Here is a 23,488-nt window from a genome sequence, read left to right on the forward strand (position 1 = left end):
CTGTTTGAATCAAACATGATGCGCCAACCTTCGTTTACGTTTTCGTCTATACCCACCATATCGAATTCCACCCTTCAATTCAACAATGTTAAACTTTCCCGATTTGTTTGAAAATTGTGTGCGGTTTCAAGAATGAAATGATAAAATGACATCAAGCTATACATAAGAGGAGGATGCTAGATGAACGACCAACGAAGAAATTTATACTTTTTTTATCAGCAAACCGAAGAATTAAATGATAAATTGGAGTCCTTATTCCAACTCGCCAGAGACAACGATTTCCATATCGTTGAGGATTCCACAGATGCCAACATCATCATCGCTGTAGGGGGCGATGGCACCTTCTTGCAGGCTGTCCGCAAATCGGGGTTCCGACAGGACTGCCTTTATGTAGGAATTAGAACCGGTCATGAAGCAGGGCTTTACTGTGACTTCGATATTGATGACCACGATGAAATGATTGATGCGATGAAGAATTCTGAAGTGGAAGTACGCCGTTTCCCAGTTATTGAAACCACCATTAATGATGAATCCACCTTCATGTGTTTAAACGAATGCAGTGTACGCTCGACGTTGATCAAATCCATTGTGATTGATGTCCACATCGACGACTTGCATTTTGAAACTTTCCGCGGAGATGGGTTAATCATCGCCACCCCTACTGGGAGCACCGCTTACAATAAATCCATCAACGGCGCAGTCGTGGATCCAAAACTTCCATGTTTCCAGATCAGTGAGCTCGCATCTCTTAACAACAACCGCTACCGCACACTCGGTTCCTCCTTTATCTTGAGTGGAGAACGATCATTGAAGCTGAAAGTCCGCCAAGATGGTAATGACTATCCGATTATCGGCATGGATAACGAAGCCTTTTCCATTCGTAATATTCATGACGTCACGATCAATCTTAGTGAAAATGTCATTAAGACCGTCAAACTTAAAAACAATACGTACTGGGACCGCGTTAAACGTACGTTTCTCTAAAAATACCCAACACCTGAAAAAGGAACTTCCAGCACATTGGAAGTTCCTTTTTCATAAAAAAATACTTATTATACATAAGCTCCCTTTACTTGAAGACTCAGTTTCGAGACTTTTGTTGAGCGGGTGGGGGGCTGCGGGGAATAACTCGCTTTCCGACGGAGTGCGGTGAGCATATACCGCGCTCCCTTAAAGGAAGCCTGGCCTGGTTGAAATAATGAAGGACCCTCCCTGGCCATGGATACGGGGTCAGGGAAACGACAATTTGCAGTGGTTTGGATCAGACAGTAGAAAAACACACACGTTCGTGTCTCCATTCGCTTTTCATGCGGACGTTTCCCAGACCCTGCTTCCACGCTTATTCGTGTGGAATCTTTGATTAAAACAACTCTTTAACGGCGTGCCTGAGCGGGTTTTCACTACAGAACTTGTCAATTTGTTAGATGGATTTCGAGAACCTCTTTATGGCAAAGGGGCGGAGGGAAACGGTGAGACTCCTGTGGGAAGTGCGTGGTAGATGAGACCCCGCAGAGTGTTAGCTCGAGGAGGCTCATCACTCGCCCACGGAAAGCGAACCTTTTCCCGGAGCCCCTAAGCTCCCATGAAAGTCACGAAATCGAGTATTCAACAATCCTGCCAGATTGTTGAATAACTAGTAATGTTAAGATATCAAGAGCGTTGGTAGACGATTTCTTCGTCTACAACGGTCATGGTAACCGTTGCATCTGCCAGTTCATGGGACTTCAAGGCAAAGAGATCCCTATCCAATACAGTGAAATCTGCAAGGAAGCCTTCCTGAATCATCCCCTGCTCATCCTCCTTGTGAATGGCTTGAGCACTCCCCTTTGTATAAAGGGATATGGCTTCATAAACGGTAAGCTTCTCTTCGGATTGATAGACAGCGTGATCGTAAGATGCCCTTCGGTCTACAGCTGCCCGGATACCAAGCAGAGGATTAATTTCTTCGATGGGGGCGTCAGATCCCCCGGCACACTTAATTCCTGCATCAAGCAACGTTTTCCAGGAGTAGGAATTCTTCAACCTTAAATTCCCTAGACGTTCAATGACCCATGGAAAGTCAGAAGCAACGAATGTCGGCTGGATATCCAAGACGATATTTAAACGCTGCAATTGATGAATTAATCCAGGGCTTAGAATCTGTGCATGAATAATCCGATCCCGTTCTCCGTTCTTTAGGGGATTAGATGCGATGGCGTTGGCAACCGCTTCGACAGCCCCGTCACCAATAGCGTGGACCGCTACCGGCATGTCCCTTTTCCTTGCTTCTTTTACAAGTTGATCAAGCTCTTCATTTGTGTGGATAGCCACTCCATGGTTTTCCGGGTCATCTGCATATGCATCTTTTAACCATGCCGTTCTACCTCCTAAAGCTCCATCAGAGAAAATTTTCAAGGCCCCTAATTCCACAAAATTTGTTCCTTTTTTGAACCCTAGTTTTTCTTGATCTACCTGTTCAATGACGCCATGATGAATAAGAAGATGGGCACGAAATTTTGTTTTTACCCCATCAATCACATGTAGAAAAGCGTCAAAAGTTTTTCTGAAACCCCCGTAGTAGTTTAAGTCTTCACTATGGCCGCCTACAAGGCCAAAAGAATGCATGTCCTTAACGGCTAAGTCCGTAGCTTTTCTCAAATATTCAGGTGTCACTTCAGGCATGGCATCTTTAATTAGTTCCTGTGCCTGGTCATGGAAGTAACCTGTCGCTTCTCCTCGCTCGTCCCTTACAATCACCCCACCTTGTGGGTCTTCGGTGTCTGCTTCAATCCCGGCCATGGTCATCGCTTTTGTGTTGGCTAGAAGGGCATGTCGACACACCCTCGTCAGCATCATCGGGTGTTCGGATGAAATCTCATCAAGCTCATCTTTATGTATAATGCGTTTTTCTTCCCATTGATTTTCATTCCATCCGTCTCCGATAATCCATTCTCCCGCTGGAAGTTGTTCTGCGTGCTGTTGTAAGGCCTGTTTCACTTCTTCTGCAGACTTCATAAACGAAAGGTCAAGCCTCATCAAGCGCTCCCCGTGGCCGATAATATGCAAATGACTATCCGTAAATCCAGGGTACATGACAGCCCCTTTTAAATCGTGTTCTTCCGTAATTTGATCTTTGTAGGTTTGATATAAAAGCTGGGTATCACCAACTGCTTTCACCTTTCCCTCTGCAGTCACGACCGCTTCCACCCATTCTCCTTCTTTTTTCATCGTATATATTTTCCCACCATACCAAAGCTTCACTATAAACACTCCCTCTTTCTTCCTTTTATCTATACCTTAATCTATATAGGTACAGAAATGAAGTACTAGCCATTAAAAGACAAGGGAAAATCTCTCCTTTCAGGTAGCGAGGTGTCATCATTCTGCATTCCATTTATTTTCTGGACAATAAAAAACCTCTGGCTATCGGGCCAGAGGGTAAATCATCTAGAGTAAATCATCGAATTCATCGTCTTGTTGTCCCGATTGATGGTCAGGGGAGACTTCAATGATATAGGATTCTTCCAACGCTTTATCAATATCACGGGTAAAATCTGAATTGGATTCATAATAATTGGCATTTTTTCGTGTCGGTTTTGTCTTCGGTGCTTTCGGCACAAATACTGTACAGCAATCTTCAAAAGGGCGTATAGAAATCTCATACGTTCCAATTTTCCTGGAAATATCGATGATCTCTAACTTGTCCATAGAAACAAGCGGCCGGATGATTGGGTAGTTTGTGACTTCATTAATTGTATTCATACTCTCCATCGTCTGACTGGCTACTTGTCCAAGACTTTCACCTGTCGTAATGGAAAGAAGGTCATTTTGCGCAGCTACCTGCTCACTGATCCGCATCATCATTCGGCGCATAATGGTCATGCTGTATCCTTCTGGCATTTCACGATGGATCTTCTGCTGGATTTCTGTGAATGGAATGACATGAATCTTTACCTTTGAACCATATTTGGATAGGGCCTGGGCAAGGTCGATGACTTTTTGCTTTGCCCGCTCGCTAGTATATGGTGGGGAATGGAAATGAATCGCTTCAATTTCGACTCCACGTTTCATAGTCAAATAACCGGCGACAGGACTATCAATTCCTCCTGAAAGCATCAATAAGCTCTTCCCTGTGGTACCAACAGGAAGCCCGCCTGCTCCTCGGTAATCCTGTGCCGTCACATAACACCCTTCATGTCGAACTTCGACTTTTATTTCCACATCAGGGTGGTGCACATCGACCTTGACATCTTCCGTTTGACGGAGGATATGTCCACCTAATAAAGGATTAAGCTCCTGAGAAGGAATAGGAAATGTTTTGTCTGTTCGTTTTGATGATATTTTGAATGTGCTGGCATTCATTGCATCACGGAACGCCAGCATAACAGCTTCTTTCATTTGCTCTTCTTCTTTTTCCACTTTCACAGCGAAACTCAAGCTATGGATGCCGAATACTTCCTGGCATTCTTTCATAACTTCATGAGGATCTTCCCCGTTCAACAGGACAAACATGCGCCCTTGTGTCTTTTTAATCGTTGTGTTTGGGTACTTTCTCAACTTTATAGCAATGTTACTTTGCAGTTTTTGTTCAAATGCCCGTCTGTTTTTCCCTTTTAACGCCATTTCACCATATCGAATCAAAATCCGATCAAAATTCATTATGCTCACCCCATCGTCGCTTGTAAGTTTTCAACGGTTTGATCTAACTTTTTCAGGAATAGATCCATTTCCTCTTTTTCATTCCATGCAGAAAGACTGACGCGCAAAGCAGAAGTCGTCCGCTCATAATCCAAGTTACATGCCTTGAGTACAGCACTCACGTCCGGCTGTTTGGAAGAACAAGCCGATTTGGTGGAAATGAAAATCCCTTCTTCCCCGAGGGCGTGAATAATAACTTCAGGTTTAAATCCTGGAATGGAAAAGTTTATGATATGAGGAGCTCCATCCTGCGGTGAGTTGATTTTACTATAATCCCGCAGCATAAGTCCTTTCCATAACATCGTTCTCATGGTACTTAAATGGTTTACTTTTTGTTCCCGATTCTCATGGAGAAGACGGAGGGCTTTTACAAACGCTACCGTTCCAGGTAGATTTTCTGTTCCAGCTCTGACTTCTGATTCCTGGCTTCCTCCATGCAACAGAGGGAAAATACGCACGTGCCTTTGCATGAGTAGAGCCCCTGTCCCTTTCAATCCATGAATCTTATGTCCGGAGAGAGTGCAAAGGTCAATGCCCCAATCTTTAACGGAGAGGTCTATTTTACCTAACCCTTGAACATGATCGACATGGAAGAAGACTTTAGGATAAGCCTTGAGTATTTCTCCGATTCTTTGCACGGGCTGAATAGTACCAAGCTCATTGTTCACACTCATCACACTGACAAGAATCGTATCGTCTCGTAACGCTTGTTTTATATCTTCGGGGTTAACTTTCCCGTTCTGATCAACATTTATATAAGTGACTTCAAAACCCAATGTTTCCAGTGCCTTGAATGCTTCCATCACAGAAGGGTGCTCAATTACAGTCGTAATCAAATGCTTCCCTCTTGTTTGGTGTTGAAGCGCAATCCCTTTAATAGCCATATTATTTCCTTCCGTTCCCCCTGAGGTAAAAACCACTTCCTGAGAGTCAACATTTAATAGCTGGGCCGCTTGTTTCCTTGATCGATCCAATAAACGTTCAGCTTCGCTCCCAAAACGGTGAACGGATGAGGGATTGGCAAAATATTGGTCCGCAACTTTTTGAAAACTCTCCAACACTTCATGGTGCGGATGAGTAGTGGCACTATTATCTAGGTAAATCATGGGCTCTGACTCCTTTTTTTTCGAATTGCAGCTCATTATTTTATCATAACACGAAGGCAAATGAAACACTTGCTCCATGAACAATAAAAAGCACCTGCCTTACGCAGGTGCTCTACATCTTAACTATTATCATTCTTATTTAGTTCAAGAGAATCAAGGAGGGTATCGATGCTGAGTTTTCCGTCTTCACGAACATCGTTAATCCAGTCTTCCGTCAATGCTCTGTCTCCAATGATCGTTGAAACCTCATTTTCTACTCCCATGTTTCTTTCAAAAAATCCAGCGGCTAGTGAATGATTCAAGCTTTTACCCTCTGTATCGAAGGACCTGATTAAGCCATGCTCTTTACTATCGAAAACCGTAGCATCTGGGCTCAGAACGATCAAACTAAGGACAATCCCCCATATGATAGCGGTTCCCGAAATCAATCCAACCATAATTCGTTTTTTCAAATGAAACACTTCCTAAACGAGGACTTCTTCCTCTTTGTCAATTTTGGAAAGTGCAGACGGATCCACTTCTTTAATGGCCTCTGTAGCGAGGTTTAACGCTTGTTCATAATGATAAGACCTGAACTTTTCCTCCGCCTCAAGGAGTTTAGCTGCTAAGATTGGATACTTGCTTCTATAACGATTGCCGCATTGAATCACGCGTTCTGCAAGCTGAGCTGTTTCCATAACCTTTTCAGCATCGTGACTCAACTGCTCTGTCATTTCCATAGCTTCATCCAATTTTTCGTTGACCACAGCCATATCGAGCGGCTGGGCTTCAAGACTCTGGAACACCTCATCTACTTTATGACTTGCTGCTTTCATATCTTCATAGATCGACGTAGGAATACCAGGAATATTGCTTCTTTTTAATCTACGATGAGTATCCAAAAGAAGGCTTTCCATCTTCGTTAATTTCTGCTTGGCTTCTCGTTCATCTTTCCTGAGGTTTTGGACACGCTCTTGGAAATATCCATGTTGTTCTTCAAGCTCTTGCAATTGTTTCTCCGTATCTTCAACCTCTTCGCGGAGAAGGGCATAGGAAGTTTCACCATCTGCTCGTCTGAAATCAAGGCTTGTTACGCGTTTACGCATTTGATTCAACCACTTCTTCAAGCTTCGGTGAGACTCCAAATGTCCTTCCTCTACTTGATACGTCTGTTGTATTTCCTCCAGTTCCCGTTCCGTGTCTGCCAAAACATATTCCAACTCATCCAACTGAGCTTTAAGCGGTACAAATTGCTTTTCTACATAATGATGTGCCACCGCTTCACTTTCCAGCAGCTGATACATTTCCTGAATTCTTGTCTGTATTTCTGCCAATGCTTCTTCAATTCCTGATTGATCCCCCTGCTCCATTTGAACGAGCATTTCCTCCAGAGACCGTTCATAATTATGTAACTCTGGAAGGAAATCAAAATGAGAGATACGGTAACCTTCCGACTTCATCTCTTCTACACCGTTTTTCAGCTCTTTCAACTGTTCAGGTAATTCAATCTTCACTTGTTTCAATCGATCAGGAAAATGCTGGACATCCTCCTGCAATTGAGTAGTCTCTTGACGTATCGTTTGCACAAGAGTATTGGCTTCAATGTAATCCCCTTGCTCAGTTAATTGTTCATATTCGTGGAGCTTGTCCTTCAATTCACTCACTCTTTGCTCAAAAACGCGGACAGCTTTGCCGTATTGATGACGGTTTTGAATAAGAAGTTTGGTAAGCTCTTTCAATTCCGGCTCCATCGATTCAATTTCCAAACGGCTTTGCTTTTCAGAATCAAGGAGGTCTTCCAACTCTTGGAGCATCATTTTGATGTCTTCCTCAATGGCTACTAACTTTTTCTCGGTGTTTGCCAAGACGACTTTCACTCGTTTAAAACGATAGCGATCCGCCGCTTCTTCTGCATCGAAAAGGTCTTCCTCAAGCTCAGGCAGCTCTTTTGTCAATATTTGATCCCAGCGAGCCCGCCACGCTTCGAACTTTTCCTGAGTCTCACCAGAAAGGTTTAAACTTTTCACTTTGGATAACTCTTCAGTGACGCGTCGGTTCATGATATCCATTTTCCAACCTTCCAGGCGATCCACTTCATCATAGACCTTTTTCCGCCAAATCAGCCCTATGATGAACAATGCGATGAGTAGTAAAATAGCCCCGATGACGTACTTCATAAACAGCCTCCTTACAATAAACGTGCCATACGGATGTATTACGTTCCGAATTGTGATTTAGTTGTTTATAATGATACCATGTAAAACATCCTTTTGGCTAAAATATTTCAAATTTATTATCATATTGACAAAAATTTCAAGCGCAAAGGAGAGACGACTATGATTGATGGTCACATCCATACACCTTATTGCCCCCACGGCTCTTCAGACACCCTGAAAAGTTACATTGAACACGCCATAAAACGCGGGTATCATTCCATGACATTTACAGAGCACGCGCCGCTTCCTTCCTCATTTGAAGATCCCGTTCCAGAAAAGGACAGCGGGATGTCTTTTCAACAAGTGGAAGAATATTTAAAAGAAATCGACCAGCTAAAAGCAGAATACAAAAAGGAAATTCAGATTCAGAAAGGATTTGAAGTAGATTATATCGAAGGGTATGAAAAAGAGGTGGAAAGCTTTCTAAATACCTATGGCCCCTCTCTTGATGACAGCATCCTATCCGTTCACTTCTTAAAGGGACCAAGCCATTGGTACTGCATCGACTACAGTCCCGATATGTATAAGGATGCGATCCATGATTTCGGTGGAGTGGAGCGGCTTTACCAAGCCTACTACGATACGCTCACTCAATCGGTACTGCGTGATTTAGGCGATTACAAACCAACCCGTGTCGGTCATATGACGCTTGTGAAGAAATTCCAACACCTCTATCCCGCACCGAAAAATTGGGAAAAGCAGGCTCATTCGTTCCTTGAACTCGTTCAAAATCATGGATTTACCCTTGATTATAACGGTGCAGGAGTAGTGAAGGAACATTGCAAAGAGACTTACCCTCCATTACAAATGGCAAGACAAGCCTCTTCCATGGGTATTCCTTTAATTTATGGTTCTGACGCTCACACAGCATCAGGGCTAGGTCAAGGATACAGTTCGATCGACCACCGGATTCTCAAGCTTTAGCAAGCTCTTGGACGGAGCGGTGATCGTTCATTAGTCCACTATACATTTCTACAAAGTGGTTGAGAGAAGCGTCTGTAATAAATGGATCTTTAAACTCATGTGGCATCATGAACGGAGCATTTAATAGTCCTTTCAATTGAAGCAGGCATAATTTTTCTTTAAAAGTGACATCAATATGGGAGTTTTTATCGAAAAGGATTTGAGTAAGTAAATGGTTCTCTTTCGCCAAGTAAGTGACGAGCATCTCTCGTGCAAACGTTGTGTTCAACGTAAGCTCCCTATTTAATAAACAAGATAGTTGATAATTTGACTGTTTATAATGTAGAATTTTTTTCACTAATTGATTTAGACGATATTCGCCTTCTGAGGGTTCCTCGTTTTCCAGCATTTCAAGATAAGGCTCGAAATAGCTGACGGCGAGTGATTCAAAAAGGCCTTGTTTACTCTTAAAGTAGTAATGGATCAACGAGACATTAACATTAGCTGCCTTCGCGATATCTCGGACAGATGTTCCATTGAAACCTTGGCTGTAGAAAAGGCGGCAGGCTACATCTAACACTTTGTCACGCGTTACGTTTGGTCGGCTCATTATTTTTCCCCCTCAGGAAAAGATTCTCTACATTTGTTGGATTTCCTGCTTGCAATCGTCCATCAAATACCGACAGAAAATTCTGTTCTTTGTCGAATATTATAAGCTTAGGAGGTATATTCATGTTCCAATCCACTTCTTATACAGGTACAAAAAATGAAAAATACGATCTGGTCATCAAACAATTAAAAGCTCTCATCGAGGACGAGCCAGATCAAATCGCAAACTTGTCCAATGCATCTTCCCTTCTCAACCAGTTCCTAGATGATGTCAATTGGGTCGGCTTCTACCTGTGGAAAGAGAGCCAGCTTGTTCTCGGTCCATTTCAAGGTCTTCCCGCTTGTGTCCGGATCCCATCTGGCAAAGGGGTTTGCGGTACAGCCGTAGCCGAAAAAAAAGTTCAGCGCATTGAAGATGTCCACGCGTTTCCTGGTCATATTGCTTGTGACGCTGCCAGCCAATCTGAAATTGTCGTACCTATTGTAAAAGATGATGAAATTTTCGGCGTCCTGGATATCGACAGCCCTTCCAAAGGAAGATTTGATGAAGTGGACGAAGAGAAACTAGTTGAATTTGTCCAAACTTTACAAGAATACATTTAAAAGAAAGCCGTTGGAGTGTTTTTTACTCCAGCGGCTTTCTTTTAGCCTTTCTCCTTAATTGGATGGGCGGTTACAATTCGGTTTCTTCCAGAACTTTTAGCTTTATACAATGCTTGATCCGCTTGCTGGACAATTTGCTTTCGGTCCGGCCTGAGCCATTCTGACCTCCACGGAGCAATCCCGCATGAAACGGTTACAGCAGGAGAAGTTGACAACGCAATCTTTTCTCGGATTATTTCTGTTAAATCATGGGCTTTTTCAGATGGAAGCACGGGAATATAGACAGCGAGTTCTTCTCCTCCCCACCGTGCGGATAGACCTTGATCACCAATCACGGTTTTGATGATGTCAGCCACTTGACAAATGACTTCATCACCCACCTGGTGGCCATAGGTGTCGTTGATGTTTTTAAAATTATCGATATCAAATAGAATCAAGCTGCCATTCTCATCATGCTTGACATGTTGTTCCACGCACCGATCTAAATGAACCCTGGAATGAAGTTTCGTTAGATAATCAGTGATGACCGCCTTCTCCAACTCTTCTCTCAGAATTGAATTTGCAAAAGCCAGCGTAGAGTGGGCAACCAGCGACTGTAGAAGCTTGAATGACTCAAACGTAAAAAAATACGGGTCTTTATGGAGAACGATAGCCAGACCGCTGATATGTTCATGATCTTTCATTGGTACAGCCATCAGAGAACGATATTGCAGAACATGGTCGATCGGCTTCGCCTCCAAATCACTTATGAAAAGCGGCCCTTCTTGATGAGATATGGATTCCATTACATAATGCACAAGAGCGCTTGATTCGGAAGAAGTAAAGTATTCCGTACTCCCCTCAAGAACGTTATGACTTGAAAGCTCTTCATACGTCACAAAACCTACTTCATCTGCATGAAAAGACTGTTGAATTTTATAAGCCATATAACGAATCTTTTCAGTTAAACGCATATTGGAATTAAGCTTTTGTGAGGTGGAGTTAATTAATTGCAGGTCACTGTTTAACTTTCTTGATTGTTGATAAAGTTGGGCATTTTCAAGAGCCTTCCCTGCTGTATTTGCTATGAAAATAAAAAATTCAACATCTTTTTTAGGAAAGTACAAATAATCCGGGGTCACTACTTTTAACACACCGTATATGCCTTGTTTCCCTTTAAGCGGAGCATACAGAATGGAACGCTTTTCACCCAAATGATCTTCTATTTGTACTTCACCTGTTAAATAAGCCTGGGTACTTGCGCTTGACTCAAGGTCCATGTCGTAGGTGAGCTCGCGGACAGGCAGATCATTATCTTTCGTATAATCATTCGACAACAGCAAATAGTATTGAAAATCGGGATAGGTTTTTCTTAAGGTTTCAATGATTTCTATTAAGACTCCATCTGTATCGATCGAAGAATGAAAGTGAGAAGTTACTTTATATAACAACTCGTATTTTTTCTCTTCTTCCATGGACATATAAAAGCCTTCGATCTTTTTTATGCATTTCGTAACCTCTAAACCGATGGCACCCAGGAACCCATCCTCTATCTGCACCGAAGACGCCCCTTTCAAAACTAGATACCCAAAAACGGTACCCTCAGAGTACAGGGACGTTATTCTTAACGAGGAACCGACTGATTTTGCATCAATGAGCTGGTGCACGTCAGGTTCACTTGTCTTTTGGTTATGTAAATCATCCAAAGAAAAGTGAATTCTCAATGATTCTTCAGCAGCTCCCCCCTTTGAATAAAGTTGAAAGCGCCCTTTCCATTCATCCAGTAAATAAATGGCACAAACAGAAGAATGTGAAAAGCTTTTTATTTCATCAGTCAGGTTGACAACAAACTGTTCGAACGTATAGGGTGATTCTGAAGTCATAAATTCGAACAAAAGACTTTGTAGTTTTTCCAGTCTCTTTTTTATGAGGGATTGGACAATCATTCGACTCACCTATCTTCCCTAACAAACAATTTGAGTATATTGTACCATTACTTTAATCACAAAAACGACCATTAATATGTAAATATATATCTTTATTAACTGTTCACTATTATATCATTCTATTGCTGTTTAGTTATTCATTGTCCTCTCACCATTGCTTTTCCCATTTTTCATTCCATCCCCCCTTGACTTCTATCCCTAATAGGATTACAATGTTCGTTGTGTAAAATAAATGGCAGCCTATGTGAACCACCATTGTCATCATTTTGTTCCTCGCTATGAGGTGCATCGTGTAACTCTCTGCTGCTGGGGCGAAGGTGCATGAAAACATAATGAGCAATGATCGAAGGGACACACTGTTTTTATTTTATGCAAAATAAAATAAAAAGGAGGAAATTTCTATGGCACGTTATACAGGTCCAACCTGGAAAAAATCACGTCGTTATGGTATTTCTTTAAGCGGAACTGGTAAGGAGCTTGAAAAGCGCCCTTACGCTCCTGGACAACACGGTCCAAACCAACGTAAAAAACTATCCGAATTCGGTCTTCAACTACAAGAGAAGCAGAAGCTTCGTTTCATGTACGGCTTGACTGAGCGTCAATTCCGTCGCTTGTTTGAAGAAGCGGGTAACATGAAAGGAATCCACGGTGAAAACTTCATGATGCTTCTTGAATCCCGTTTGGATAACCTTGTTTACCGTCTAGGTCTAGCTCGCACGCGCAACCAAGCTCGTCAGCTAGTTACTCACGGTCACGTTACTGTTGATGGTGGTCGCGTTGATATCCCATCTTACCGCGTAGCTCCTGGTCAAGTGATCAGCCTTCGCGAAAAATCTCAAAAGCTTAACGTCGTAGAAGAAGCGATCGAAGTAAATAACTTCGTACCAGAATATCTTACTTTCGACGAAGACAAGCGTGAAGGAACGTACACTCGTTTCCCTGAGCGTTCTGAGCTTCCTTCTGAAATCAACGAAGCTCTTATCGTTGAATTCTACTCTCGTTAATTTCTGCTTTTGCAGATTCACGACAAAAGCGCCTATGGAATGTTATTTACATTTCATAGGCGCTTTTTTTATCAAAACTATTGTGCAGAAAAGGAAGTAGTCTCCCTCTGCTTTAATTAAACAAAGAGGCAGACCACAATGGTCTGCCTCTCCACTTGTTATTGGAACTTGATCAAGAAATACTTTTTCTTTCCACGACGGATAATCGTAAAGCGATCCTCAATTCGATCTTCCTGACCAATCGTATGTTTAAGATCCTGATTACGTTCTCCGTTAATATAAACAGCACCATTGCCGATATCCTCCCGCGCCTGACGCTTAGAAGAGGAGATGCCTGCGTTCACAAGTAAATCCAGAAGCTGCGGTTCTTTTTCCTCAGAATTGTATGTTGGAACATCTTTAAATCCTTGCTCGATTTCTGCGCCTGATAAAGCCTTGATATCTCCACTGAATAAAGCAGCAGAAATGCGCTCCGCCTGTTTCAAGGCTTCCTCATCATGGACAAGTTTTGTCATTTCTTCAGCTAGACGACGCTGAGCCACACGTTTTTCCGGTTGGACCTCTACTTCTTTTTCAAGTTCAGAAATTTCCTCTAAGCTTAGGAATGTGAAATACTTCAGGAAGCGGATGACATCACGATCATCTGCGTTGATCCAGAACTGATAGAATTCATAAGGAGACGTTTTCTCAGGATCAAGCCAGATTGCTCCACCAGCTGTCTTCCCGAACTTCGATCCATCAGCTTTCGTAATCAACGGAACAGTCAAACCGTAGGCTTCCACTTCTTCTTCTCCTGCGGCAGATCGTCTCAGCAGTTCAAGACCCGCTGTAATGTTCCCCCACTGATCACTTCCACCGATTTGAAGGGTGCAATTCTCTTTTTGATACAACTGTTGGAAGTCAAGAGACTGCAAAATCATGTAAGAGAACTCTGTATAGCTGATTCCCTGCTCTATGCGGGACTCCACAGAATCTTTTGCCAACATATAATTGATGCCAAAGTGTTTTCCAGTATCCCGAAGGAAATCAATGATAGTCATTTGAGATAACCACTCATGGTTATTACGCGCAACCGCTGCATTTTCACCTTCATCAAAATTCAGTATTCTCGCCAACTGTTCTTTAATACTTTCACTGTACCCTTGAACGACCTCCGCACTGTTCAGCTGCCTTTCACTTGAACGGCCACTCGGATCACCGATCATGCCTGTACCGCCACCAACAAGGGCAATCGGACGGTGTCCCGCGTGTTGGAACCTTTTCAACATGAGTACTGGAAGCAGATGTCCAATATGCAGACTATCCGCTGTCGGATCAAAACCACAGTATAGCGTCACCTGTTCTGTTTCAAGGTGCTTTTTCAATCCTTCTTCGTCTGTCATCTGGTTGATCAAACCACGTTGTTGCAAATCCTTCAAAATATCCATTGGATCACTCCTCAATCTGTTATAAGTAGACTTGTGCTAAGGTCTAAGAGATGAATTTTCTGAAAACAAAAAAGACCTCATCCCCTTGTATAAAGGGACGAGGTCTCGCGGTACCACCCTTGTTGCACATACGTATCATGTGCCACTCCGATCGATAACGGCATTTCACCGTCTTCTGATTCATACCAGAAGAATGCTCCAGGTCGTAATTCAAAAACAACTATATACCGGCTCTCACCCACCGCCGGCTCTCTGAAACAGGGAATTGTTTTTTACTCCAGTCCTTCAACGCACATATATTCATCTACGTATATATTTATCACAACACAATCCAAAAAGCAATAAACCACGGGTAGAATTATATGCTATCTCCCCTTGGTGTGTTATAATATTGGTGGATTTTTTAGGAGGTATTATCATGTCTAATAAACCGGAAAACGAGCGAAAAAAGCTGGATTTACGCTCTTTATGGAAGAGTGGGACCATCCAGAAAAATGGCCGGATCACCTATGATGTCGTATGGAACGTCATCTTATTTTTTATCATCATCGGTGTTATCGGGTTATTTTTCGCAGGTGGTGTAGGCGCCGGCTATTTTGCTTCTCTTGTTAAAGATGAAGAGGTTAGAAGCGAAGAGCAAATGAAAGAAACGATTTATAACTATTCAGAGACCTCGACCATGTTTTTCAATGATGAAAAAACTGAGATTGGTGACGTCAGGTCAGATCTCTATCGTGAGGAAGTCCAACTGGATCAGGTCAGTGAAGATTTGAGAAATGCTGTAATTGCGACAGAGGATGAATACTTCGGGGAACACAAAGGTGTGGTTCCAAAAGCAGTTATGCGAGCTGTCGTTCAAGAAGTAACCAACTCCTCCGTAAAAACAGGTGGCAGTACATTGACCCAGCAGCTGGTCAAAAATCAGATTCTAACGAACGAAGTATCGTTTGAACGGAAAGCCAAGGAAATGCTGCTAGCATTGAGAATTGAGCGGTTCCTTGATAAAGATGAGATTTTGGAAGCCTACTTAAACATTGTACCTTTCGGTCGAAATGCGAATGGACAAAATGTAGCAGGGGTACAAACAGCCGCCCAAGGTATTTTTGGTGTAGATGCCAAAGACTTAACATTGGCTCAATCCGCTTATATTGCAGGCTTACCTCAATCTCCGTTCGGCTATACTCCTTTTTATAATGACGGAACGATAAAAGAACCAGAAAACCTGGAAGCGGGAATCGACCGGATGCACGAAGTTCTGGAACGTATGCACGAGGCTGGGTACATCACCCAGGCAGAGTATGATGAAGCAATGAAGTTCCAGATCAATGAAGAAACACTAACCGAGCCAAAAGCTACTGCTCTTGGTACTTACCCTGCCATTAACCAGGAAGTCCAAGGCAGAGCGAAAGAGCGAATTAAAGAGCATTTAATGAAGGAAAACGGTCATACCGAAGAAGACCTTGCTGAGGATGATGAGCTATCGGAGGAATATAACACCATGGCCGAGCGAGAACTTTCTTCCGGCGGTTACCAGATTCATACGACACTAGATAAAGAAGTCTATGACGCTATGCAGAAAGTGAGAGATTCCTATACGGAAGGGAATTGGCCATGGGGTAAAGAAACAGCCTTAAACAGTGAAGGCGAAGAAATAAAAGTTGACTCTCCTCTGCAGCTGGGAAGTGTGATAATTGAAAACTCGACAGGAAAGATCTACGGTTTCATCGGTGGATACGATTTTGGAGAAGAAAATCTGAACCACGCAACCCAAGCTCGTCGTTCGAATGGAAGTACCATGAAGCCTTTACTCGTCTATGGTCCTAGCTTCGATATGGGGGCTGCTCAACCCGGCTCAGTCATTGCAGACGTACCTTATTATTACAACGGGGGTAAGGAAGTTCGTAACTTTTCCAGGAACCATAAAGGATTTGTTTCAGCACGCTATGCTCTCGCTCAATCTTATAACGTACCAGCAGTGAAACAGTATCACCAGATTCAATCTCAAAAGCCCGTGCAAAACTACTTGGTCAAAATGGGAATGGGAGAGAATTTGGTTAAAGCCGACTATACCAACGAATCGATGGCACTTGGCGGTCTAACGTACGGAATTACTGTCGAAAACAACGTAAACGCTTATGCTACCTTCGGAAACATGGGTAAATTCGTGGATGCGTATATGATTGAAAAAATCGAAACAAAAGATGGAGAAACCATCTACGAACATGAAGTGGAAGAAACAGAAGTATATAGCCCACAGGCGGCTTACCTGACGATCGATGTCATGCGTGATGTATTGGAATATGGAACAGGTTCCAGGGTTCGCGGTATGCTGTATAATCGAGGCGTGGACTGGGCCGGAAAAACCGGAACATCACAATCAACCCGAGACTCCTGGTTTGTGGCGACAAACCCTAATGTTACGGTTGGCATGTGGACAGGTTTTGCTGAAGGAAACATGCAGCACTTGAACTACAACCGGCGTACACAGGGCTTATGGGCGGATGTTGTCAATGCCGTTTCTGAACTCCGACCAGAATTGATGGTTCCAAAGAACGACTTTCAAAGCCCAGGTGGTTTGGTGACACGGTCTTATTGTGCAACATCAGGATTACTGGCATCGGATCTATGTTCTTCTGTAGGTCTTGTGGAAAGCGATCTGTACGATGCCGACTATGCACCAACAGAAGTAGATGACAGCTTGATCAGCGGTGATTTTGTACGTGTCAAAGATCAACTGGTTGTAGCAGGTCCAAACACACCTGGTGAATTTATTATTGATGGTGGCGGAGTTACACTCAGCCCTGAATTCTTAGAAGAAAATGGATATACAAGTTCTGAAGTATTAAAAGAACTCTTACCGAATTCAGGCGCATGGTCTAAAGTGGCTCTCCCTTCTACAGAAAGTATCGGATCCACGGCTTCTTCTATCGAAAACGATGGAAAGGCACCGGCTGCACCAAGTTCCGTAAGTGCTAGTGGATCGGCTATTTCCTGGACACCATCCTCCAGTAGCGATGTTGTAGGATACCGCGTTTATCGCGCTTCTACTCCGGGTGGCTCCTTCTCGTTTATTGGAAATACGACAGACAATTCCCTCGGCTTCTCAGGAGGAAGCGGAATTTATGCTGTAAGAGCCGTCGATTACTTCGGTCAATCTTCAGGATTATCCGGAACGACGACCGTAGGGAATCCTGGCGCACCAGAACCGTCGGATGATGAAGAAACCTCTTCCGACAATTCTGAAGGCAATTCTGATTCAGGAAATGACTCTTCCGATAATGGGAATGGGAACTCTAATGATTCAGACGAAAATGACTCTGGTGAGAATGAATCTGATGATGGAAGTTCAGATGGGGATGACGAATCAGAGAACAATGATTCCGGAGACAGCGAAACCGGAGGCGACGACTCTGGAGGGGATTCTGACGGAGAAAGCTCTGGAGATGGTTCAGGTAATGATTCAGGTAATGATTCAGGAGAAAGTGATTCTGAAGCAGACTCTCAATAAAATTGAACATTAAAGGAAAAATCCGATCGGCTTGCCGGTCGGATTTTTGTATTCATCATGAAAAACAAGCAGGGTTTCATGTATAATGGAGGAAATTAGTAAAATAATCTATCAATCTATGACAGGTGGTGGCTGAATGAATCATGAAAAGACGTATTATTACGAGGCATTTGACACAGAACATGGACCTGTCATCGTAGAAGGTCCATTGCCCGCTAAAGATCTTGAGAAGTACACATTCAATGAAGGTTTGACTGCCTTCCGTCCTTCAGAAAAACAATTCGAGGCCATTAAAGGAATTGCAGACTTTGAAGAAGGACGCATTATTATTGCAAGGCACAACGAAGAAATCATCGGGTATGTAACTTATCTCCACCCAGACCCTCTAGAACGTTGGTCAGAAGGAAACATGGAGGACCTCATAGAGCTCGGAGCGATTGAAGTCATACCCAAGTTTCGTGGCTATCGGATTGGTTCTCGACTATTGAAAGTCTCTATGATGGATGAGTACATGGAAAACTACATCATCATTTCAACCGAATATTATTGGCACTGGGATTTGAAAGGAACGGGACTGAACATTTGGGATTACCGAAAAGTCATGGAAAAAATGATGGCAGCAGGTGGACTTACCCCCTCTCCTACCGATGATCCAGAAATCATTTCCCACCCTGCAAACTGCTTGATGGTGAAAATAGGACGCCATGTTTCCGAGTCTTCTGTTGAACAATTTGATAAATTAAGGTTTTTAACAAGACACCAATACCGAATGAGGAGGTAGTCATATGTTAGTGGAAGAAATCATGAAAGAGAAAGTCATTACACTTTCACCTGAAGATACTATTGAGAAAGCACTGAAACTCCTTCATGAACATCATATTCGCCATATCCCGATTATCAACGAAGAAAATGAAGTCATTGGAATCGTCTCAGATCGCGATGTCAGAGATGCAAGTCCTTCAACCTTTGAAAAAGAAACCAATTATGAAGAGCTGAAAAATCCGATTCGCTCCATTATGACATCTCCTGTGACAACGGTCCATCCACTCGATTTTGTAGAGGAAGTGGCATCAATCTTTTATGAGCAGGAAATTGCCTGTGTACCCGTGACTCGAGATGAAAAGCTGGTCGGAATCATAACAGAAAAAGATATGTTGTACACGCTTATTCAACTGACGGGCACCCACGTCCAAAGTTCACAAATCGAAGTAAAAGTGATCAACAAACCAGGCATACTCCCACAAGTCACTCAAGTGTTCGGTAAAAGAAAAGTGAATATCAGCTCTGTTCTGATCTATCCTTACAAACCTGATCCTAAATATAAAATCATTGTTGTAAGAATCCAAACAATGAATCCCTTGCCTACGATCGAAGACTTAAAATCTGAAGGCTACGAAGTTCTGTGGCCTCAAATGCCAGGAATTCCAACATGACCTGTCATGCTGGATTCGTATACTCCGAAGATTTTACGACGTACCGTTTTCGTGAGGATCATCCTTTCAATCAAATGCGTGTGGTGATGACAAAAGAATTGTTAGAAGCTGCAGGTGCGTTATCTGAAAAGGATATGATAGCTCCACGTCTGGCTACAGAAGAGGAGTTGGCTCTCGCGCATAGTAAGAAGTATATCGAAGCTGTCAAGAAAGCTGGGCAAGGGTTATTGACAGAAGATGAAGGTATGGAGTATGGGATAGGCACTGAAGATACTCCGATGTTTAAAGGCATGCATAAAGCATCTCAGTTACTCGTCGGGAGTACATTATCGGCAATTGATGCAGTCATGGAAGGAAACGTGAAGCACGCATTGAACCTTGGCGGGGGCTTGCATCACGGTTTTGAACGTAAAGCCTCTGGATTTTGCATCTATAACGATGGAGCCGTAGGAATAAAATATATACGAGAAAAATACAAGGCTAAAGTCTTGTATGTAGATACCGATGCGCATCATGGAGATGGTGTTCAGTGGGCTTTTTATGATGACCCGAACGTCTGCACTTTTTCCATTCATGAAACAGGACGATACCTCTTTCCCGGCACGGGAAACGTAAATGAACGTGGATTGAAAGAAGGTTATGGCTATTCCTTCAATATACCAATCGATGCTTTTACGGAAGATGAATCTTTTTTAAATGTTTATGAATCCGCTTTCAGAGAAATTGTCGACTTCTTTAAACCGGATGTCATCGTCACACAAAATGGGGCGGATGCCCACCATTTTGACCCACTAACTCATTTGTGCTCCACAATGAAAATTTACGAAGCTATTCCTAAATTGGCTCATGAACTCGCTCACGAATATTGTGAAGGCAAATGGATTGCTCTCGGAGGGGGCGGTTATGACATTTGGAGAGTGGTCCCACGTGCCTGGGCACAGATTTGGAAAGTGATGAATGATCAAACTCCTTTTCAAGGTTCCTTACCAGTAGAGTGGGTTCAAAAATGGCAGAAGGAAGCTCCGGTGAATCTGATAGAAACATGGCATGATCCATCTGATGCATTCAAGCCAATCCCCCGCCGGGAAGAAATAACGGAAAAAAACAAAAAAGTGTTGGCAAAAGCCTTACAATTAATCCACAATCAAAAGAAATTCAATTCTATGTAACAAAGAAAAAGCCACTACTCTTTCAGTAGTGGCTTTAATTAGCTAGAGGAACTTTCATAATCCGGATCAAGAATTACAATTTCCACTCTCCGGTTTTTACTCCAATTTTTTTCCGAGTCATTCGGTGCAACCGGTCTTGTTTCTGCATAAGCGACCGCAGTAAAACGTTTAGGATCTAATCCTTCCGTATTCGTAAGGATATAGCGGATGACGCTGCTTGCTCTAGCTCCAGATAACTCCCAATTTGAAGGATAACGATAGGTGTTGATCTGCCGATTGTCGGTATGGCCCTCCACTTTCACGAAATTAGGAATGTTCGTTAACAGTGTCCCTACTTTTGTAAGGAAAGGTTTCGCTCCATCCAGAACTTCAGCACGGCTCGTTTCGAACAGCAATTGTTCTTCTAAGACCAGCACAACTCCCCGCTCTGTTTGAGTGGCAGCAATAATGTCGCTGAGTTCGTTTTCCTTAAGAAACTCATCAATTTCTTTTTTTAGTTCTTCGAGATCTTCCGTCTGCTCGGCCTCTTTGGATGCAACATGATCCGGGTTTTCTGTGGGGTCTTCAAATTCATTGTTTTTCTCCCCATTCTCCTGAATCTTGGTCTGTTCTGTAGGATAGTCGCTCTCAATAGCTGATGGATAAAAATCGAAGATCATCCGATTACGAAAGGATTCTGCTATGGCTTCAAATTTTACTAGATTAATTTGAGACATGGAGAATAGAAGAATGAAGAACACGAGCACCAATGTAATCATATCTGCATATGTAGTCATCCATTTCGGTGCACCCTTCTTTTTTTCCTTACTACGCCTAAGATTCATTAGCTGTAGCTCCTAATGTTTCTTCCTCTACTTGTTCTTTTTCTTCTAGTTTTTTATCGCTTTCAGATAGAAAAGCGCTCAGTTTCTCTTCTAAGATTTTAGGGTTTTGTCCTGACTGAACCCCAATGACACCCTCAATAATGACTTGTTTTATGAATATTTCTTCATACGTTTTGTTTTCAAGCTTTCCGGCCATTGGAATAAAAACTAAATTAGCAAGCAATGTACCGTAAAAAGTAGTGAGCAGAGCTACAGCCATTTGAGGGCCAAGAGTAGCAGGGTTGGATAAGCTTTGTAACATAAGAACCAGGCCAATCAGAGTCCCAATCATCCCCCATGCAGGGGCATACTCTCCTGCCTTCTCAATAATTGCTCTGCCTCTTTGATGCCGCTCTTCCACAGCTACGATTTCTGCTTTCATAATGTCGTTGATGACTTCTGGTTCGATCCCATCTACAGCGAGAAGAATCCCCTTCTTAATAAAAGGATCTTCTACTTCTTCCAATTCTGTCTCAAGAGCAAGCAAACCTTCTCTTCTTGCTTTTTCCGATAAGCTTACGAATAAGGTAATCAACTCTCTTAAATTCATGTCACTCGTTTTGAAAGCCTCTTTTGTCACACGGAACGTGAGCTTCACTTCATTCATATTGAAGTTTACTAGAATCGCTGCCGCAAGTCCCCCAAGAACGATCAAGATCGAAGACACTTGAATAAACGACTTAAATCCCCCGAAACCGGCGTTTGCCATGATCCCAAACATGACCATGGCAAATCCGACAGTAATTCCGATGGGAGTCAATAAATCTTTTTTTGTCATTCCACTCTCTCCTCAGTTTCGAACAAGTACCTTATAGTACATATATCGGTACTATTTCTGCTGAGTTGAGTTTCTTTCGATAATTCTATGTGGCAAAATGACGTTCTGCTCTTCTACTTCTTCCTTATTCATGAATTTCGTCAGTAGACGCATGGCCACCGCACCAATATCGTACATCGGCTGCACCACTGTAGAAAGCGTTGGGCGTACCATTGTAGCTAAACGTGTGTTATCAAACCCGAAGACTTCCATGTCCTCTGGAACACGAATTCCGCGGTCTTGTGCGCCGTGTATAATACCGAGAGCCATTTCATCTGAAGAGACGAAAATCGCAGTTGGCTGATTGTCCATCTCCACGATCTGTTCTAAAGCTTCAAGTCCTGAATCATAAGAGTAATCGCCCGTGACCATCCATTTTTCCGGCTGGTCTTCACCACTTTCCTTCATGGCACGTTTGAAGCCTTCTACTTTTTCTGTATTAATCACCGTATTTTCCGGTCCTGAAACAAAAGCGATTTGCTTATTATTTTCAAGCAGCAGCTTCGTCGCATCATATGCAGCCTCTTCGTAATTGATATTGACAGATGGTGTTTCTTTTGTCTCATCCACAGTTGCAGCTAGAGCAATCGGAACAGATGAAGTTTTGAATTCACGGATATGATCTTCGGTAATGTCTCCGCCCATGAAGATCAGCCCGTCCACTTGTTTACCTAACATGGCATTAATTAAGTGTAGTTCTTTATCTTTATTCTGATCAGAGTTACTCAGAATAATATTGTAATTGTACATCGTTGCGATATCTTCAATTCCGCGTGCTAGTTCAGCAAAGAAAATACTTGAAATATCGGGAATGATTACTCCGACGGTTGTCGTTTTCTTGCTTGCTAATCCACGAGCCACAGCGTTCGGCCGGTATCCTAGTCTTTCAATGGCGTCATGTACTTTTTTCCGAGTCGCCGGTTTTACATTCGGGTTCCCATTAACCACCCTTGATACCGTCGCCATCGATACATTGGCCTCTCTTGCTACATCATATATTGTTACATTCATCATGCATCCTCCTTCGTCAAATCCAGTCGTTCATTTTGTTCAATAGGATAATCATACGATAAATCGCTTACCCGCGCAATATTCGTTACTTTTCTCTGTATTATTATACCCTAAATATTATAACGGATAGCCGCTTCCCTGCAAAAGAATATGGTAAAGGTAAACTCGATTCATAAGATTTCCATAGTATCATCAATTGGAAGAGCGTGAGAACACAAAAAAAGTTAGACTGGCTAAC

The 23,488-nt window shown here is 42.7% G+C and carries 19 protein-coding genes and 1 other annotated feature; of the genes, 8 read left to right on the plus strand and 11 right to left on the minus strand.

The annotated features are described in order from the left end of the window. Positions 1 to 180: 180 nt before the first annotated feature. A complete protein-coding gene (locus K2225_RS15235) occupies positions 181 to 984 on the plus strand; it encodes an NAD kinase (RefSeq protein ID WP_220585493.1) in 804 nt (267 codons plus the stop codon). Between the two features lie 666 nt (positions 985 to 1,650). On the opposite strand, the gene K2225_RS15240 is transcribed toward K2225_RS15235, so the two are convergent. The 5 genes from K2225_RS15240 to ezrA all read right to left on the minus strand — a co-directional run bounded on the left by K2225_RS15240 (position 1,651) and on the right by ezrA (position 7,939). Then, entirely contained in the window at positions 1,651 to 3,240 is a 1,590-nt protein-coding gene (locus tag K2225_RS15240; RefSeq protein ID WP_220585494.1) for an amidohydrolase, read from the minus strand. A 186-nt stretch (positions 3,241 to 3,426) separates the two neighbouring features. Next, positions 3,427 to 4,638: a tRNA uracil 4-sulfurtransferase ThiI gene (gene thiI / locus K2225_RS15245; protein ID WP_220585495.1), complete on the minus strand. Its 1,212-nt coding sequence runs from the start codon at positions 4,636 to 4,638 to the stop codon at positions 3,427 to 3,429. Between the two features lie 5 nt (positions 4,639 to 4,643). Beyond that, positions 4,644 to 5,783, minus strand: coding sequence for a cysteine desulfurase family protein (locus tag K2225_RS15250; RefSeq protein ID WP_220585496.1), 1,140 nt, complete (start codon positions 5,781 to 5,783; stop codon positions 4,644 to 4,646). A 119-nt stretch (positions 5,784 to 5,902) separates the two neighbouring features. Next, positions 5,903 to 6,235 carry a hypothetical protein gene (locus tag K2225_RS15255; RefSeq protein ID WP_220585497.1) on the minus strand — a complete coding sequence of 111 codons (333 nt, stop codon included), beginning with the start codon at positions 6,233 to 6,235 and terminating at the stop codon, positions 5,903 to 5,905. Between the two features lie 12 nt (positions 6,236 to 6,247). Further along, on the minus strand, positions 6,248 to 7,939 hold the full coding sequence (gene ezrA / locus K2225_RS15260; RefSeq protein ID WP_220585498.1) for a septation ring formation regulator EzrA: 1,692 nt from the start codon (positions 7,937 to 7,939) through the stop codon (positions 6,248 to 6,250). Positions 7,940 to 8,098: 159 nt separating this feature from the next. On the opposite strand from ezrA, the gene hisJ reads away from it, so the two are divergent. Further along, positions 8,099 to 8,902, plus strand: coding sequence for a histidinol-phosphatase HisJ (hisJ, locus tag K2225_RS15265; protein ID WP_220585499.1), 804 nt, complete (start codon positions 8,099 to 8,101; stop codon positions 8,900 to 8,902). On the opposite strand, the gene refZ is transcribed toward hisJ, so the two are convergent. After that, positions 8,892 to 9,491, minus strand: a complete 600-nt coding sequence (refZ, locus tag K2225_RS15270; protein ID WP_146812560.1) for a forespore capture DNA-binding protein RefZ — start codon at positions 9,489 to 9,491, stop codon at positions 8,892 to 8,894. The genes hisJ and refZ overlap by 11 nt on opposite strands. Before the next feature lie 122 nt (positions 9,492 to 9,613). Between refZ and K2225_RS15275 the strand changes: the two genes are divergently transcribed. Then, complete coding sequence (locus K2225_RS15275) at positions 9,614 to 10,093, plus strand: GAF domain-containing protein (RefSeq protein ID WP_220585500.1); 480 nt, start codon at positions 9,614 to 9,616, stop codon at positions 10,091 to 10,093. A 41-nt stretch (positions 10,094 to 10,134) separates the two neighbouring features. Here the strand turns inward: K2225_RS15275 and K2225_RS15280 are convergent, their stop codons facing one another. Continuing rightward, positions 10,135 to 12,018 (minus strand): sensor domain-containing diguanylate cyclase, encoded by a 1,884-nt coding sequence (locus tag K2225_RS15280; protein ID WP_220585501.1) that lies wholly within the window; start codon positions 12,016 to 12,018, stop codon positions 10,135 to 10,137. Between the two features lie 401 nt (positions 12,019 to 12,419). On the opposite strand from K2225_RS15280, the gene rpsD reads away from it, so the two are divergent. Then, positions 12,420 to 13,022: a 30S ribosomal protein S4 gene (rpsD, locus tag K2225_RS15285; protein ID WP_220585502.1), complete on the plus strand. Its 603-nt coding sequence runs from the start codon at positions 12,420 to 12,422 to the stop codon at positions 13,020 to 13,022. A gap of 158 nt (positions 13,023 to 13,180) precedes the next feature. On the opposite strand, the gene tyrS is transcribed toward rpsD, so the two are convergent. Further along, positions 13,181 to 14,449 carry a tyrosine--tRNA ligase gene (gene tyrS, locus K2225_RS15290; protein WP_220585503.1) on the minus strand — a complete coding sequence of 423 codons (1,269 nt, stop codon included), beginning with the start codon at positions 14,447 to 14,449 and terminating at the stop codon, positions 13,181 to 13,183. A 90-nt stretch (positions 14,450 to 14,539) separates the two neighbouring features. After that, positions 14,540 to 14,747: a binding site (T-box leader), on the minus strand. 120 nt (positions 14,748 to 14,867) lie between these two features. On the opposite strand from tyrS, the gene K2225_RS15295 reads away from it, so the two are divergent. The 4 genes from K2225_RS15295 to K2225_RS15310 all read left to right on the plus strand — a co-directional run bounded on the left by K2225_RS15295 (position 14,868) and on the right by K2225_RS15310 (position 20,559). Further along, positions 14,868 to 17,957: a transglycosylase domain-containing protein gene (locus K2225_RS15295; RefSeq protein WP_220585504.1), complete on the plus strand. Its 3,090-nt coding sequence runs from the start codon at positions 14,868 to 14,870 to the stop codon at positions 17,955 to 17,957. A gap of 136 nt (positions 17,958 to 18,093) precedes the next feature. After that, entirely contained in the window at positions 18,094 to 18,738 is a 645-nt protein-coding gene (locus tag K2225_RS15300) for a GNAT family N-acetyltransferase (protein WP_220585505.1), read from the plus strand. A gap of 4 nt (positions 18,739 to 18,742) precedes the next feature. Then, entirely contained in the window at positions 18,743 to 19,390 is a 648-nt protein-coding gene (locus tag K2225_RS15305; protein WP_220585506.1) for an acetoin utilization AcuB family protein, read from the plus strand. Beyond that, positions 19,387 to 20,559: an acetoin utilization protein AcuC gene (locus K2225_RS15310; protein ID WP_220585507.1), complete on the plus strand. Its 1,173-nt coding sequence runs from the start codon at positions 19,387 to 19,389 to the stop codon at positions 20,557 to 20,559. The genes K2225_RS15305 and K2225_RS15310 overlap by 4 nt, the downstream gene beginning before the upstream one ends. Positions 20,560 to 20,597: 38 nt before the next feature. Here the strand turns inward: K2225_RS15310 and motS are convergent, their stop codons facing one another. From motS to ccpA, 3 genes are read right to left on the minus strand one after another with little or no spacing between them, the layout of a single operon-like run. Further along, on the minus strand, positions 20,598 to 21,383 hold the full coding sequence (gene motS, locus K2225_RS15315) for a flagellar motor protein MotS (RefSeq protein WP_220585508.1): 786 nt from the start codon (positions 21,381 to 21,383) through the stop codon (positions 20,598 to 20,600). After that, the gene (gene motP, locus K2225_RS15320; protein ID WP_220585509.1) at positions 21,373 to 22,200 is read right to left on the minus strand and encodes a flagellar motor protein MotP; all 828 of its coding nucleotides are present in this window, start codon (positions 22,198 to 22,200) and stop codon (positions 21,373 to 21,375) included. The genes motS and motP overlap by 11 nt, the downstream gene beginning before the upstream one ends. 51 nt (positions 22,201 to 22,251) lie before the next feature. After that, positions 22,252 to 23,250 carry a catabolite control protein A gene (gene ccpA / locus K2225_RS15325; protein ID WP_220585510.1) on the minus strand — a complete coding sequence of 333 codons (999 nt, stop codon included), beginning with the start codon at positions 23,248 to 23,250 and terminating at the stop codon, positions 22,252 to 22,254. Between the last annotated feature and the right edge of the window lie 238 nt (positions 23,251 to 23,488).

The sequence above is a fragment of the Halobacillus sp. Nhm2S1 genome, assembly GCF_019599545.1.
Classification (GTDB): Bacteria; Bacillota; Bacilli; order Bacillales; family Halobacillaceae; genus Halobacillus.

Bases quoted from the DNA above. Each gene is read 5' to 3' on its own strand.
- K2225_RS15235 (WP_220585493.1), top strand. From the start codon at position 181: ATGAACGACCAACGAAGAAATTTATACTTTTTTTATCAGCAAACCGAA.
- thiI (WP_220585495.1), bottom strand. From the start codon at position 4,638: ATGAATTTTGATCGGATTTTGATTCGATATGGTGAAATGGCGTTAAAA.
- K2225_RS15250 (WP_220585496.1), bottom strand. From the start codon at position 5,783: ATGATTTACCTAGATAATAGTGCCACTACTCATCCGCACCATGAAGTG.
- ezrA (WP_220585498.1), bottom strand. From the start codon at position 7,939: ATGAAGTACGTCATCGGGGCTATTTTACTACTCATCGCATTGTTCATC.
- hisJ (WP_220585499.1), top strand. From the start codon at position 8,099: ATGATTGATGGTCACATCCATACACCTTATTGCCCCCACGGCTCTTCA.
- refZ (WP_146812560.1), bottom strand. From the start codon at position 9,491: ATGAGCCGACCAAACGTAACGCGTGACAAAGTGTTAGATGTAGCCTGC.
- K2225_RS15275 (WP_220585500.1), top strand. From the start codon at position 9,614: ATGTTCCAATCCACTTCTTATACAGGTACAAAAAATGAAAAATACGAT.
- K2225_RS15280 (WP_220585501.1), bottom strand. From the start codon at position 12,018: ATGATTGTCCAATCCCTCATAAAAAAGAGACTGGAAAAACTACAAAGT.
- rpsD (WP_220585502.1), top strand. From the start codon at position 12,420: ATGGCACGTTATACAGGTCCAACCTGGAAAAAATCACGTCGTTATGGT.
- tyrS (WP_220585503.1), bottom strand. From the start codon at position 14,449: ATGGATATTTTGAAGGATTTGCAACAACGTGGTTTGATCAACCAGATG.
- K2225_RS15295 (WP_220585504.1), top strand. From the start codon at position 14,868: ATGTCTAATAAACCGGAAAACGAGCGAAAAAAGCTGGATTTACGCTCT.
- K2225_RS15300 (WP_220585505.1), top strand. From the start codon at position 18,094: ATGAATCATGAAAAGACGTATTATTACGAGGCATTTGACACAGAACAT.
- K2225_RS15305 (WP_220585506.1), top strand. From the start codon at position 18,743: ATGTTAGTGGAAGAAATCATGAAAGAGAAAGTCATTACACTTTCACCT.
- K2225_RS15310 (WP_220585507.1), top strand. From the start codon at position 19,387: ATGACCTGTCATGCTGGATTCGTATACTCCGAAGATTTTACGACGTAC.
- motS (WP_220585508.1), bottom strand. From the start codon at position 21,383: ATGAATCTTAGGCGTAGTAAGGAAAAAAAGAAGGGTGCACCGAAATGG.
- motP (WP_220585509.1), bottom strand. From the start codon at position 22,200: ATGACAAAAAAAGATTTATTGACTCCCATCGGAATTACTGTCGGATTT.
- ccpA (WP_220585510.1), bottom strand. From the start codon at position 23,250: ATGAATGTAACAATATATGATGTAGCAAGAGAGGCCAATGTATCGATG.